The sequence below is a fragment of the Sandaracinomonas limnophila genome (genome assembly GCF_004005965.1).
Classification (GTDB): Bacteria; Bacteroidota; Bacteroidia; order Cytophagales; family Spirosomataceae; genus Sandaracinomonas; species Sandaracinomonas limnophila.
The window spans coordinates 308,956-322,932 of sequence record NZ_SACY01000001.1; the positions used below are offsets into that span (position 1 = coordinate 308,956).

Sequence of the window (13,977 nt, forward strand, 5' to 3'; positions counted from 1 at the left end):
AAAAAATGCGGAAATTCGGAGGATTTATATTTTTATTTCTTGCATTTTCCTTTTCAATGGCTGCTCAGAAGGTCCATTGGGCTCAAAAAGTTTTAACTGTTTCAAGTGAGTTCTCTGACCCTTTAATTCAAACAAGAGAAAATAAGGCTATTCAAATCCTTGGTAAGCCTAGTAAATATCCAAAATTTGGCCCTTCTGGGGCTGCTTGGCAAACACTTACTGCCGATTCCCCTGATAATGAATACATCATTGTTGAATTTGATTCCTTGATGTCGATTCGACAAGTAGCAATTTTTGAAAATTTTGGTGCAGGTTCCATTACTCAAGTAGATGGACTTGATTTAAATAAAAAAATTTACCCTATAAAAACATTTAATCCGGGTTATCAAAGAGCAAACGGACAAGTAACTAATATCGTTTTACCTCAATTAACTTCATTTCAAGTTAAATATATTCGTATAACCCTAAATTCTCAACGTATTAAAGGGTATTCTCAGATTGATGCAGTCGGGATTACAAACTCCACGAAACCAATTGAAGAGTCAATTCAATTACCCATAAATTCAAGTGCAGAGTTTTTTCGCGAAAATATGGGTTCCCATATCAATTCAGATTATAATGAAATTTGTCCAGTCATTAGTCCTGATGGACAAACCTTGTATTTTACCCGTTGGAAGCATCCTGATAATATTGGTAAATTCAAGAACCAAGACATTTGGTATTCTACTTTAGATGAAAATAAAGAATGGTCAAAAGCCAAGTTGTTTCCTGAACCCATTAATAATGAAGAAAATAATGCCATTTGTGGTATTTCTCCTAATGGAAAAACACTTTTATTGAATAACGTGTATAAGCAAGATGGAACGATGGAAAAAGGTGTTTCCTTTGCTTATCTTTTACGTACGGGCGATTGGTCCTTCCCTGTTCAGGCCAAAATTAAAAACTTTAAAAATAGATCCGAATATTCTGAATATACCTTAGCACCCAATGGCAAAATTTTAGTTTTCACTACTGAAATGAAAAACTCCTTTGGTGCCAAGGATATGTATGTTTCGTTTGCCTCAGTAGATGGTACCTGGACAGAACCCCAAAATTTGGGCCCAGTAGTAAATACAGGTGAAGCAGAAAGTACTCCATTCATTGCACCAGATGGTGTAACACTGTATTTCTCCTCTCCTGGACATATTGGATATGGCAACAATGATATTTTTATGACCCGTCGTTTAGATGATACTTGGACAAATTGGTCGGAACCTGAAAACCTGGGACCAGTAATTAATACTCCACAATGGGATGGATATTTTTCTGTTTCTGCCAAGGGCGATTATGCGTATTTTAGTTCGGTTAATGAAAAAAATAATGCAGAAGATATTTATCGAATAAAAATTCCAGAAAAAGTTAAACCATTAGCATTAGTTCAAATGACTGGACAAATTCAATTAAAAAAATCACTTGAACCAACTGCTGCCCAAATTTTTATTAAAGGTCCATTACCGTCTGATACATTAACCATTGAACATGATCCTTATCTTGGAGATTATTCCTTCCTTTGGCCTGCTAAAAAAGCCTTTACCATTGAAGTTAAAAAGAAAGGATTTTTAACCTTGGTTGAAAAATTCGATTATTCCAAAGAAAAACTATTTACCACTGTTAAACGAAATTTTGTTTTGGATGATCTACCATTAAATAAACGGTTCAACTTGCCAAATTTGATATTTGAACAAAGTAAATCTGATTTATTGCCTGAAGGTTTAGCTGATTTGGATAAAATTATTCTTATTTTACAGGAAAATACAACTTATAAAGTGTTTTTAGAAGGATTTACTGATAACCAAGGAGATTGGAATGAAAATTTATTGCTCTCCCAAAAACGGGTAAATAATGTTAAGGATTATTTGGTTTCAAAAGGTATTTCCGAAGAAAGAATTAGAACAAAAGCTTGGGGAAGTAGCAATCCTGTTTCAAGTAATTTAATAGAAGAAAAACGTAAATTTAATCGTAGAGTTGAATTTACCATCGTTAATGAGTAAGACAAATAAAATAGCTCATGTTTATTTTGAACAGCTAAATGGTGTACGTTTTTTGGCTGTCCTTTTGGTTTTAATTGATCATTGGTTTGCTGAAACATTACCTATTCCTTTAGGGCATTTAGGCGTTGTTATCTTTTTTGTTTTAAGTGGTTTTCTAATTACAAGAATCTTGTTTGAACAGGCCGATGATATTCGACAAAATTCTATTTCTTTTTGGGTAAAGGTTAAAAATTTTATTGTTCGTAGATCACTCAGAATTTTTCCAATTTATTTTCTTGTTTGTTTTTTAGGCTTGGTTTTAAATATTTCTCCAATTCGCAAAGAATGGATTTGGTTGTTTACTTACACGCCTAATTGGTATATAATGTTTAAACATACCTGGTTGGGCGTTTGGGATCACTTTTGGAGTTTGGCTGTTGAAGAGCAATATTATTTACTATTCCCCTACTTTATATTTTTATTACCAATTAAGAAATACAAATGGTTATTTCTTTTTATGTTATTGGTTGGGGTTTTAAGTCGATTTATTTTTTATATAAATTATACAGCAATTGAACGCGAAAATTTTTGGCTTATCAATTATGTCAATCCATTTGCGGCAATTGATTGTTTTGGTTTAGGTGGAATTTTAGCTTATTTTTTTCATTTTGGTTTTTTTGAAAAAGTAAGAAAATGGTTTAATGCACTAACTATTATTTTTGCATTAATCTTAACTATAAGCATCCTCCTATTAAATCATTTTCAAGAATTAAAACATGCAAGTTTTGGATTTTTAGTAATTGAAAGATTTATTTTTGCCCTTTTTTCATTTATATTTTTAGGCTATTCTATTCAAGGAAAAGCTTCTGTTTTAGGCAAATTTTTAACATTTCAACCTATTGAATATTTAGGTAAAATATCCTATGGAATTTATTTATATCATAACTTTATATTTAATATTTATCATAATCAAGGAAATACACTTTTTGGTTTTTTAGATAATAGGTTTGGGTTGTCTCAAATATTTTTATTTCAAAATCAATTCTTGCTTTTTTTGTTTAATTTTGTCCTATTAACCATTTTAGCTTTCCTATCTTGGAATTTAATTGAAAAACCATTTAACAAGCTAAAAAACAATTTTAATTAAATATGTCTTTAGAATTAGCCGTTGTAATACCTGCCTATAACGAAGAAGCTTGTATCCAACCCGTAATTGAATCATGGGTGAATGGACTTTCCAAAATTGTACCTCAAGAAAATCTTAAAATCATCGTTGTTAATGATGGTTCGAAAGATAAAACAGGAGAACTTTTAGATGAATTAGCTGGAAGAAATTCTAATGTAACGGTGATTCATCAAAAAAATGGTGGCCATGGAAAGGCCGTCGTTACAGGATATGAAGCTGCATTGGAACTAAATCCAAGTTATATTTTTCAAACGGATTCAGATGATCAATTTTTGGTGGAAGATTTTGCTACATTATGGAATCGAAGATTTGAGTCAAAATTTATTTTAGGATTTAGACAAGTCCGTCATGATGACAAATTTCGCTTATTGATCACACGAATTTTGAAATATTCACTATACTTTATTTACGGTACTTATATTTCTGATGCAAATATTCCTTATCGTTTAATTGAAAAAGATTTTTTGAAAAAATTAATTGATTCTTTACCTAAGCAAACCCCTTTTGCACCCAATATTTTCTTATCGGTTTTAGCTAGAAAGGCTGGACAAAATACCTTGGATATTCCTGTACACCACATTGAAAGACAAACTGGAGAAGTTTCCATTCGCCACTTTAAATTATTGAAGGTTTGTTGGCAGAGTTTTAAAGAGCTATTTAATTTTAGAGTTAAAATTAATTCGTTAGTTAAAAAAATAAAATTATAGGAAGCTAATTACTGAATTTTCAATCTTTTCCATTTGTAAAATAGAAAAATTTGAATCAATTATTATTTTAAAGTATGAGTATGGATTGGATTTGTCTAAATTTAAATTTTTAAAATATAAATATTCATAATTAGTAAATAGAAAGGAGTTTAATGGCAAAATATCCTTTATATTTTCGTTCTTTAAAATAATTAAAAATGCATTTTTATTTATATTTTTAATAGGAAATTTGCTCTGAAAAATTGTTAATTTAAATGTGTTTGAGTTTTCTCTAGAGAAATTTATTTTTGACTCAATATTCTTAGAATAATTTTTAAATTTTACCGCTTTTATTATAAGATTGGTATCAAGTAACTTATCAGTAAATTTAAAATTTGTTTTACTAAATAAATTATTAGTCTTTCCCCCACTTTCATTAAAACTATAAAATGAGCCATTTCGTTTAAAGCTCATTTCATCTGAAATTAATTTAGATTTACCTAAGTAATAATTATTTATTCCAATATAATTTCCGTAGAAAAATATAAAACCTCCAGTTAAACAAAGGGGTAAAATTAATCTAGGGAACTGAAGTAAAATTTTGTAAAAAATAAATAAACAAAAAATGTAATGGTAGAATTTGAATCTTAAGGCAAGTGATGTATTTAATAATTCATTCCCATCACCTCTGGCAATGGATACCATCGCCGCCATTCCAATTAAGGTTAAAATAATAAGATCTATTGATTCTATATTTAATTTTTTAGTTTTTTTGAAATCTAAATATTTTAAATAGAAAAAGCTAATTAATGATATTATACCCCAAATTGTGTTTATTAAAAAAGGGTGACCATTACTTCTTAAAGGAAACGCCCCCCCTAGAAATAAGAAAAAAGATTGAATTTTATTAGACCAAAGATTTAAAAAGTTTGAGTGTGAATCGTTAGGATTTATTCCATCTGAAGGGAAATTATAAAAAATAAAAAATATAATTATGGCTACTGCTAATACTGAATAATATTTTACAATGGATTGTTTTTTTAATAATAAATATAAAATTGTTAGAGGCAAAATAACCAATCCTTCTCCACTGATAAAAGGACATATTATTGAGATAATTAATGCAAAATAGATTTTTCTAGGTAAATAATAGGCGTAAATTATTAAAAATAAAAGAGAAGAAAAATGTTGCCCTGCACTCATTAATCCAAGATTATCAATATGACAATCGAGGTTAAAATATATAAAAATAAATGGTAGTAAAAATGTAATTTTTTGCTTCTTAAAATTTAAAATTTTGGCAGAAAAATAAACAAAAAATATATTTTGAAGTAAATTAATTGCTAAGGTTAAAATTTTAAAATTGATGCTGCTAAATATTTTTACGTATACCAAAAGATATAATTTGGAAAGGATTATTTTATGCGGAAATGCTTGGTATTCAAATAGAAATTTAATTAATTCCCAAAGGGTAAACTCTGATTTTTCAAAATAGTATACTACTGATAAAAAATTATAATCATCCTGCGAATTAGGAAAATTTAATATTACTTCGTTTTGAAAAAAAAATATTACTAAAATGCCAATAGACATTAAAGTAATATTTTGAATTTTACCCTTAATATGTAACAATAGATGGAGTTTAAACTACAATATTACTAATAAACTCTTAAATATTGCAGTTAATCGAACAGCATCAAATATTCGAGCTTCACTTGCTCCATGATTTCTTACCGATTCTTCATGTGACCTAACACACATTTCACAACCGTTTAAAGCAGAAACAGCTAAACTCGCTAATTCAAAAAATTCTTTTCCTAAAACAGGATTCATCATGATCGACATTCTGATACCCACAGGCGCAACATTGTAATATTCTTTATCAACAAAATGTTTGAATCGATAAAATACATTGTTTGCATTTAATAAAGAAGTTAAAGCATGTATCTCATTGATTTCAGCTTCTGTAGCCCCCTTTTCGATACATTTCTGCGTTAAAGAATTTATTGTTAATTCATGCTTTTGATTTACAGAAACAGATAAGGCTAATAAATAGGCTTCTTTCTCATTTAAGTTGGGGAATTTTAAAGCATTAGAAACATTAATTTTTAAATCTCTAACATATCGATGATCAGCAGCATCTAATTGCTCTAATAGTGGAAATTTAATTTGAGAATCTAATCCCAATTCTAGTAATAAATTATCTCTTGTTTCGCTCATGGTCTTAAAATTTAAATGCCCCGAATTTCGGGGCATTTGATTTGAATTATAATGTTGCCTCTCCTGGCTTCCAGTTACATGGACACAACTCGTCTGTTTGTAAAGCATCCAATACACGGATTACTTCATCTACATTTCTACCAACGGATAAATCATTTGCAGATACCCAACGGATAATTCCTTGTGGATCTACAATATAAGTTACACGGTAAGCAACTTTATCTCCATCAGTTAAAATTCCTAATTCCTCCGCTAAACTCTTAGAAGTGTCAGCCAACATAGGGAATTTTAATCCTTTTAGGTCAGCATGGTTGTTTCTCCAAGCCAAGTGAACAAATTCTGAGTCTGTTGATGCACCAATTAAATTAGCATCTCTGTCTGCAAAATCTCCAGCTCTTTTGTTAAATTCTGCAATTTCTGTTGGACATACAAATGTGAAATCTTTTGGCCACCAAAACATTACCATCCATTTTCCCGACTTGATATGATCTTCATTTGTGATATCTACAAATTCAGTATCTAAAGTAACAACTGCTTTTTTTGAAAACGTAGGAAACTTTGCTCCTAATCCTAACATGTGTGACATTTTTTTCTTTGTTTAAATTTGATAATGCAAATATCAACAAGGTTTTACTATAAATCAAATTTATATTTTTTATATTGCTATAAAATTTACTTATATGACTTTAACTCAATTAGAATATATAGTTGCAATCGCAGATTTTAACAGTTTTTCAAAAGCTGCAGATCATTGCTGCGTAACTCAACCTGGGCTAAGTATTCAAATAACAAATTTAGAAGATGAGTTACAAATGTCTCTATTCGACCGAAAGTCCAAACCTATTGTACCAACTTCTTATGGTGAAGAAATTATCAAGCAAGCGCGAATAATTTTAAATGAAGTAAGTAATTTAAAGGCGCTATCAAAAGGCTATGGGACTCAAATTTCTGGTAATATTAATGTAGGAATTATCCCAACAGTTGCCCCCTATTTAGTTCCAAAGTTTTTATCCAATTTAAATAAAAAATATCCAGAACTTCAAGTGATAATATCTGAATTAACCACTGAACAAATCAAACAACAAATTAAAGAAGGTAAAATAGATTTGGGGATTTTGGTTACCCCCTTAAATGTAGATTCATTAAATGAAATACCCCTTTATTACGAAGAATTATTATTGTTTTCAAATTATTATTCAACCAAAAATGAAATAGCAAAAGAAATTAAACCTGATTTATTGTGGCTTTTAGAGGAAGGCCATTGCCTTTCTAATCAAATTAATTTCATCTGTAACCTTAGAAATTTAAAAAATAAAAATTCAAACTTTGTTTATAAATCGGGTAGTTTGGAGACCATAGTACGCTTAGCGAACGATTCTAATGCTCAAACAATAATTCCACTTATGGTATTGGACTATTTGCCACAAGAAATTAAACAGAAGACTTTTGAAATATTACCCGCTAAACCTTTTCGTGAGGTGTCGCTCATTCATAATAAATCTTTTATTCGAAAAGCTGTACTAAAAGCAATTCAAGAGGAAATCTTAACCTGTATACCTGACAATTGGAAATCTAAAATGGAAAGAAATATTATTCCGATTTAAGTGCTATTGAATTTAATTTTAGCAATTTACTTAGGAAAAATAGGCTTATCAGAAATAAAAAGATTAAAAAGAAAACCCCATTTCTCATATTGCCTGTAAATTGAATGAAAAGTCCAAATACCGCAGTGCCAATTACAGTAGAAAGTCGCTCGCACACATCATAAAAACTGAAAAACGATGCAGTATCTTTTTCATTTCTGGGACAAAGCTTTGCATAAGTAGCTCTACTATTTGCTTGTATTCCACCCATCACAAATCCTATTCCTCCAGCTAAAATAAAGAAGTTTAACTCGTCTACTACTTTATACGCATAAAAACAAACAATTATCCAAATGCAAACAATGCTTATTAAGGCTTGAATATTACCAAATCTCTTGGATAAATATGCACAAGTATAAGATCCAGGAATGGCTATTAATTGAATGATTAGGATGGTAATGATCAGGGATTGAGAAGGTAAATGTAATTCTTGACCACCAAATAAAGCGCCTAAAAATAAAACAGTTTGCGCCCCCATATTATAAAAGAAAAAGGCAAAAAGATAATTTCGAACGACAGGTAATTGCTTGATTTCTTTTAAAACATTTCTTAATTCTTTTAATCCACCTAACCACCAATGTTTATGTTCAATTGATTTGGTTTTGATTGATTTAGGTAAATAATAAAAAGGTATTTGAGCAAAAACTATCCACCAAATTCCAACTGTTAAAAATGAAATTCTTGAAGCAACTCCACCAGAAATATTGCCATACCATTCTGGTTTTAAAACCATACTTAAATTTTGTAAAAGCAATAAAACGCTACCAACGTATCCCAAAGTAAATCCTTTGGCACTTAATTTGTCAAACCGGTCTGGACTTGCAATCTCTGGTAAATACGAATTGTAAAATACAATGCTACCTCCCCAACCGATGATTGAAAAAAGGAAACCTAATGTGCCTAACCAATAATTTCCTTCTGTAAAGAAATACAAGATCATGCAACTGACAGAACCTAAGTAACAAAAACCTTTCATAAAAGATTTTTTATTACCTAAGTAATCTGAAATACCTGAAAATATGGGAATACCAACAGCCAGAAACAGAAAAGCTAAGGAAATAGTATAGGAATAAACAGCAGTATTTGGGATTTGTAATCCAAATATATTTAATACTGTTGGATTTGAAGCCCCTAACATTACAGCTGCAATTGGAAAATATATAGGAAAAATTGCAGAAGTTATAGTTAATGAATGAACCGAATTAGCCCAGTCGTAAAACGCCCAAGCTGTTAATACTTTCGGTTGATTCAGTTTTCCTTCCATTAAAATAAGCCTAATTGTTCACCTGGATTCCCCTTTTCATAATCATCAGGTAAGTTTTTTATTTCAAAAGGAACATCTTCACTTTCCCCTTTAAACTTTTCACTTTCAACTTTCAACTCTCCACTTTCCTTTTCAATTTGTGGCATATTTACAATAAACTCTGGCTCGTCTTCTGTTTTCTTTTCCTCCAAATTATTTATCACAAACTCCGGTTCATCTTCCTCCACCTCACTTTTAACTTTCAACTTTTCACTCTCAATTTCATTACTTTCCACTTTCAACTCTGCATTTTCCACTTTCAACTCTTCACTTTCAACTTCCTCCGTTTCAGTGGCAATAAATTCAATTTCTGTTAATTTGTTGAAATTCAATTTATTTCCAATAGCCTTCCATCCTCTTACTTCAACTAATTCATCTATTGGCAATAAACTGATTTCTGTGTTTTTTCCGTCTGGTTTTGCTTTTATCTGAACGTCGGGTGCATAATTGTCAGAAACCGCCAACAATTTTGAAGCCTTATGTTCAGTTATAAAATGGAATTTTTTATCAACGGTCGAAGTTTCAATTTTGAAACGTTTAATCATGTTTACTTTAGTTGCACCATCAAAATAAGCCGCGGAAATAATTCCATTTGGGTTGAATTTATGCAAATACAAAACTTCTTCGCTTGGATAACGATTCGTTAATTCAAAATTGGTTAATTCATATTGACCATTTTTTGAAATGACAAGAATTAAATCTTTAGGTTCAAAATTTCCAATATGTATCCCATGTTCATCTCTATTTAATCGGCCAATTGTTGGATCATACCAAATATCTACTCCACCAAGGGTTGAAATTCCTGCCGATTTTAATACAATTTTTCTAACAGGATATTTTGTCAATAAATTTCCCATTGATTCCCTACCTTTGATTGCCAAATTTTTGAAATCATAGTCAAATTGCTTGATCTTAGCCTTACAACTCGCTGTTAAGTTCACTTGAATTACCTCTGCCTCTCCGTTTTCATTAGCGGAAAAATAAGTAATTTTTGACTTACTATCTGCTCCTACAATTTTATATTCACGGTCTCTTGTTACAGCTGTAACTTTAAATCTTTTTACATAGGATTGACCAGTTTTTCCATCACTGTATGTTAAGTTATAAACTTTTCGGTCATCATTTTTCTTGAATACTGAACAATAAATAATATCCTTGCCTACAAATACTTTATCTTGAACTTTCGTAACAACGCAAACTCCGTTGGATCTAAATACAATAATGTCGTCAATGTCTGAACAATCCATCACATATTCATCTTTCTTTAATCCATAGCCAATAAATCCATCTTCTCTATTTACATAAAGCTTCTGATTGGCTGCAGCTACTACTGTTGCTGAAATGGTATTAAAATTCTGGATTTCTGTTTTTCGTTCTCGACCTTTTCCAAATTTTGCCAATAGATTTTTGAAATAATCAATAGCATATTTGATAAGATTGGCCAAATGAAATTCAACTTCCGCTAATTCTTCTTCCAAACGTCTCATGGCCTCATCGGCTTTGAAACTATCAAATTTTGAAATTCTTTTGATTCGAATCTCTAATAATCGTAAAATGTCATCTTCTACAATTTCTCTATAAAAATCCTTTTTGAAGGGTTCTAATCCTTTATCAACGGTTTCAATAACCAATTCAAAAGTTTCACATTCTTCTATATCTCGGTAGATTCTGTTTTCTATAAAGATTTTTTCAAGTGAACTAAATAATAACCTTTCTAATAATTCACCTTTTCTGATTTCTAATTCTTGTTTAAGTAAATCAACTGTCTGGTGTGTATTTACTTTTAATATTTCCGAAACTCCTACAAAATGAGGTTTTTCATTAATGATTACACAGGCATTCGGAGAAATGGATACTTCACAATCTGTAAAGGCATAAAGTGCATCAATAGTTACGTCTGGACTAATACCCGGAGCCAATTGAATTTGAATCTCTACATCTTTTGCAGTATTATCAATTACTTTTTTGATCTTGATTTTACCAGTGTCGTTCGCCTTGATAATTGAGTCAATCAGCGAGGTCGTGGTTGTTGAAAAGGGAATGTCTTTTACAACTAATGTTTTTTTATCTAATTCCTCAATTTTTGCTCTAACTCTAATTCTAGACCCTCTAACTCCATCAATATAATTCGAAACATCTACCATCCCTCCGGTTTGGAAGTCAGGGAAAATTTCAAATTTTTTATTAGATAAAATATCAATAGATGCTTGTATCAATTCACAAAAATTGTGAGGCATGATTTTTGTGGCAAGTCCTACAGCAATACCTTCAACACCCTGAGCTAATAATAAAGGGAATTTTACGGGTAAAGTAATTGGTTCCTTTTTTCGACCATCATACGACATTTGCCAATCTGTTGTCTGCGGATTGAAAACAACTTCTTTTGCAAATTTTGAAAGTCTTACTTCTATATATCGAGCCGCCGCTGCCCCATCACCTGTTCGCAAATCGCCCCAGTTGCCTTGACAATCAAATACTAAATCCTTTTGACCTAAATTTACAATAGCATCATTAATAGAAGCATCACCATGCGGGTGAAACTGCATCGTTTGTCCAATTACATTTGCAACCTTGTTGAATCTGCCATCATCCATCTCGTTCAAAGCATGCAAGATTCTTCTTTGAACAGGCTTTAAACCATCTTCTACAGCAGGCACTGCTCTTTCAAGAATTACATAAGATGCATATTCCAAGAACCAGTTTTCATACATTCCCGAAACGGCAATTTGTTCTTGTAATGATCCTCCTTCCAATTCTTCACTCATATTAATTAATAGTAAATGGGTCTTTCAAATAAATGTTTTGATAAATTATGATGGCTGTGGCTCCCCAAATCGTTTCATTTTCATATTCAAAATAAGGAGACCAAAATTTTTCTCCATTTATTTCTATCTGATGTGCTTTTAAAAATTCTTGATTTCTAAAAAATGAAACAGGTATTTCAAAAATACGATTTATTTCTCTTTTATTTATCTCAAATTCATGGTTTTTATCAACAAATGTTAAATAGGGAAATAAAAGGAAATTTGAAACCTTAACCCAAACAGGTTGAAGTGTTTTAAAATCCTTATTTTTTAAATCTACCCCTATTTCTTCCAATGATTCTCTGATTGCAGTCTCTAATAAATCGCCATCAGATTCATCCATTTTTCCACCAGGAAAGGCCATTTGACCGCTATGATGTCCATCGTATTCATTTCGTTTAATTAATAAAATGGTTGGATTCATTTCATCCAAATTATTTATTATAACGCTTACAGCAGCTTTTTTCGCATCATAAATTATGTCATTCTGTTGAATGAGTTCATTTTGAACTTTCAATAAGGGTTCAAATAACTTTTCCATTTGATTGTATGGCAATAGAGATTGCTTTGGCACAATTAATGCCATCTAAAGCGGCCGACATAATTCCACCAGCATATCCGGCTCCTTCTCCACATGGAAATAATCCTTTGATTTCCGGATGCTCCAAGGTATCTCGGTCCCTTGGAATTTTCACAGGTGAGGAAGTTCTACTTTCTAATCCAATGATTTGACCAATATTACTTCCAAATCCTTTCATTTTTTGATTAAAATCACTTAATCCCTTTGCCAAAGGTTCGGAAATATAATCTGGTAAAAAATCTCGCATTTCGCCAGAAATTATTCCAGGTACATAGGATGTTTCATGTAATTCTTTTGAAATTTTACGGTCTATAAAATCCTGAGTCCTTTGGGCAATGGCTTGCTGGGTTCCACCTGATAACTCATGTGCCCTCTGTTCCAATTCTTCTTGCATTTGCATTCCTGCCAATGCTCCAAATTGTTCATATTTTTTCAAATCTATTTCGTTAATACTAACAACTATTCCAGAATTAGAAAAATAAGAATCTCGCCTTGAGGGAGACATTCCGTTTACAACAACTTGATTTTGTCGGGTGGCAGAGGGTACAATAAATCCTCCGGGACACATACAAAAAGAAAATACACCTCTTTGAATTCCTTTAAAATAACTTTGAGTTACTAAACTAAAACTTGCTGGAGGTAAATAATCTGGACGTTTAGTAAGTTTGTATTGGCACTCATCAATAAACTGTTGAGTATGTTCAATTCTTACCCCCATGGCAAATGGTTTTGCCTCAATTTTTATATTTTTCGTTTGAAGTAATTCAAAAATATCTCTTGCTGAATGTCCAGTAGCTAAAAGCACGGCCTCTCCTAAAAATTCAATATTTTCATTTACAACAACGCCTTTAATTACATTTTTTTGTAAAATGAAATCTGTTACTCTACATTTAAAATGTACCTCACCTCCACATTCAATGATAAAATTTCTAATACCAGCAATAATATTGGGTAATTTATTGGTACCAATGTGTGGATGTGCCTCATATAATATATTTGGATTTGCACCAAAGGATACAAAACAATTTAAAACTTCTAGTATATCCCCCCTTTTTGTACTTCTCGTGTATAATTTACCATCAGAATAAGTTCCAGCACCCCCTTCACCAAAACAATAATTGCTATCCTCATTAACTAAATTATTTTTATTAATATTCGCCAAGTCCCTTCTTCTTTCCCGAACATCATTTCCACGTTCTAAAATAATTGGCTTATGTCCCAATTTAAGTAATTCTAATGCTGCAAAAAGTCCAGCAGGACCAGAACCAACAACAATTACTCGTTTAGCATTTGCTTTTAATTTAATGGGGTTTATTTTATAATTTGCTGAAAAATCAAATTCTTTAGGATATAATCCAATTTTAAGATTACATTTTATTTGCCTAGATCGAGCATCAATTGATTTTTTTTCAATTCGATATTGCTGTTTATTAAGTACATTTGTTCCTAATTCTGCCTCTAAAAATGAATGTAACATTTCGGGCGAATTAGCAATTTCAGGATGTACAGTGAATTCTAAATAATCTGGCATAATGAAAATTTTCAC

At 31.1% G+C, this 13,977-nt stretch carries 11 protein-coding genes; 4 read left to right on the plus strand and 7 right to left on the minus strand.

Annotated features, from left to right (window positions below; genetic code table 11):
* Positions 1-5: 5 nt before the first annotated feature.
* From EOJ36_RS01365 to EOJ36_RS01375, 3 genes are read left to right on the plus strand one after another with little or no spacing between them, the layout of a single operon-like run.
* Complete coding sequence (locus EOJ36_RS01365) at positions 6-2,030, plus strand: OmpA family protein (RefSeq protein WP_127802224.1); 2,025 nt, start codon at positions 6-8, stop codon at positions 2,028-2,030.
* The gene (locus EOJ36_RS01370; RefSeq protein WP_127802225.1) at positions 2,023-3,156 is read left to right on the plus strand and encodes an acyltransferase family protein; all 1,134 of its coding nucleotides are present in this window, start codon (positions 2,023-2,025) and stop codon (positions 3,154-3,156) included. The genes EOJ36_RS01365 and EOJ36_RS01370 overlap by 8 nt, the downstream gene beginning before the upstream one ends.
* A 2-nt stretch (positions 3,157-3,158) precedes the next feature.
* A complete protein-coding gene (locus tag EOJ36_RS01375) occupies positions 3,159-3,902 on the plus strand; it encodes a glycosyltransferase family 2 protein (protein WP_127802226.1) in 744 nt (247 codons plus the stop codon).
* Here EOJ36_RS01375 and EOJ36_RS01380 read toward each other — a convergent pair.
* From EOJ36_RS01380 to EOJ36_RS01390, 3 genes are read right to left on the minus strand one after another with little or no spacing between them, the layout of a single operon-like run.
* Positions 3,897-5,474 carry a hypothetical protein gene (locus EOJ36_RS01380; RefSeq protein WP_127802227.1) on the minus strand — a complete coding sequence of 526 codons (1,578 nt, stop codon included), beginning with the start codon at positions 5,472-5,474 and terminating at the stop codon, positions 3,897-3,899. The genes EOJ36_RS01375 and EOJ36_RS01380 overlap by 6 nt on opposite strands.
* A gap of 54 nt (positions 5,475-5,528) precedes the next feature.
* The gene (locus tag EOJ36_RS01385; protein ID WP_127802228.1) at positions 5,529-6,101 is read right to left on the minus strand and encodes a carboxymuconolactone decarboxylase family protein; all 573 of its coding nucleotides are present in this window, start codon (positions 6,099-6,101) and stop codon (positions 5,529-5,531) included.
* A gap of 46 nt (positions 6,102-6,147) precedes the next feature.
* Complete coding sequence (locus EOJ36_RS01390; protein WP_127802229.1) at positions 6,148-6,687, minus strand: peroxiredoxin; 540 nt, start codon at positions 6,685-6,687, stop codon at positions 6,148-6,150.
* A 94-nt stretch (positions 6,688-6,781) separates the two neighbouring features.
* Between EOJ36_RS01390 and EOJ36_RS01395 the strand changes: the two genes are divergently transcribed.
* Complete coding sequence (locus tag EOJ36_RS01395; RefSeq protein ID WP_127802230.1) at positions 6,782-7,705, plus strand: LysR substrate-binding domain-containing protein; 924 nt, start codon at positions 6,782-6,784, stop codon at positions 7,703-7,705.
* Here EOJ36_RS01395 and EOJ36_RS01400 read toward each other — a convergent pair.
* The 4 genes from EOJ36_RS01400 to EOJ36_RS01415 are packed head-to-tail and all read right to left on the minus strand — an operon-like array spanning position 7,692 to position 13,962.
* Positions 7,692-9,008, minus strand: coding sequence for an MFS transporter (locus tag EOJ36_RS01400; RefSeq protein ID WP_127802231.1), 1,317 nt, complete (start codon positions 9,006-9,008; stop codon positions 7,692-7,694). The two genes, EOJ36_RS01395 and EOJ36_RS01400, sit on opposite strands and share 14 nt — an antisense overlap.
* Positions 9,008-11,812, minus strand: coding sequence for a DNA gyrase/topoisomerase IV subunit A (locus EOJ36_RS01405; protein ID WP_127802232.1), 2,805 nt, complete (start codon positions 11,810-11,812; stop codon positions 9,008-9,010). Before EOJ36_RS01405 ends, EOJ36_RS01400 begins: the two co-directional genes overlap by 1 nt.
* A gap of 1 nt (position 11,813) precedes the next feature.
* On the minus strand, positions 11,814-12,392 hold the full coding sequence (locus EOJ36_RS01410; protein WP_164847805.1) for an NUDIX hydrolase: 579 nt from the start codon (positions 12,390-12,392) through the stop codon (positions 11,814-11,816).
* On the minus strand, positions 12,376-13,962 hold the full coding sequence (locus EOJ36_RS01415) for an NAD(P)/FAD-dependent oxidoreductase (RefSeq protein ID WP_127802234.1): 1,587 nt from the start codon (positions 13,960-13,962) through the stop codon (positions 12,376-12,378). Before EOJ36_RS01415 ends, EOJ36_RS01410 begins: the two co-directional genes overlap by 17 nt.
* Between the last annotated feature and the right edge of the window lie 15 nt (positions 13,963-13,977).

What these genes read in the sequence shown, in the direction of transcription:
- EOJ36_RS01365 (WP_127802224.1), top strand. Translation starts at nt 6, where the DNA reads ATGCGGAAATTCGGAGGATTTATATTTTTATTTCTTGCATTTTCCTTT.
- EOJ36_RS01370 (WP_127802225.1), top strand. Translation starts at nt 2,023, where the DNA reads ATGAGTAAGACAAATAAAATAGCTCATGTTTATTTTGAACAGCTAAAT.
- EOJ36_RS01375 (WP_127802226.1), top strand. Translation starts at nt 3,159, where the DNA reads ATGTCTTTAGAATTAGCCGTTGTAATACCTGCCTATAACGAAGAAGCT.
- EOJ36_RS01380 (WP_127802227.1), bottom strand. Translation starts at nt 5,474, where the DNA reads ATGTCTATTGGCATTTTAGTAATATTTTTTTTTCAAAACGAAGTAATA.
- EOJ36_RS01385 (WP_127802228.1), bottom strand. Translation starts at nt 6,101, where the DNA reads ATGAGCGAAACAAGAGATAATTTATTACTAGAATTGGGATTAGATTCT.
- EOJ36_RS01390 (WP_127802229.1), bottom strand. Translation starts at nt 6,687, where the DNA reads ATGTCACACATGTTAGGATTAGGAGCAAAGTTTCCTACGTTTTCAAAA.
- EOJ36_RS01395 (WP_127802230.1), top strand. Translation starts at nt 6,782, where the DNA reads ATGACTTTAACTCAATTAGAATATATAGTTGCAATCGCAGATTTTAAC.
- EOJ36_RS01400 (WP_127802231.1), bottom strand. Translation starts at nt 9,008, where the DNA reads ATGGAAGGAAAACTGAATCAACCGAAAGTATTAACAGCTTGGGCGTTT.
- EOJ36_RS01405 (WP_127802232.1), bottom strand. Translation starts at nt 11,812, where the DNA reads ATGAGTGAAGAATTGGAAGGAGGATCATTACAAGAACAAATTGCCGTT.
- EOJ36_RS01410 (WP_164847805.1), bottom strand. Translation starts at nt 12,392, where the DNA reads ATGGAAAAGTTATTTGAACCCTTATTGAAAGTTCAAAATGAACTCATT.
- EOJ36_RS01415 (WP_127802234.1), bottom strand. Translation starts at nt 13,962, where the DNA reads ATGCCAGATTATTTAGAATTCACTGTACATCCTGAAATTGCTAATTCG.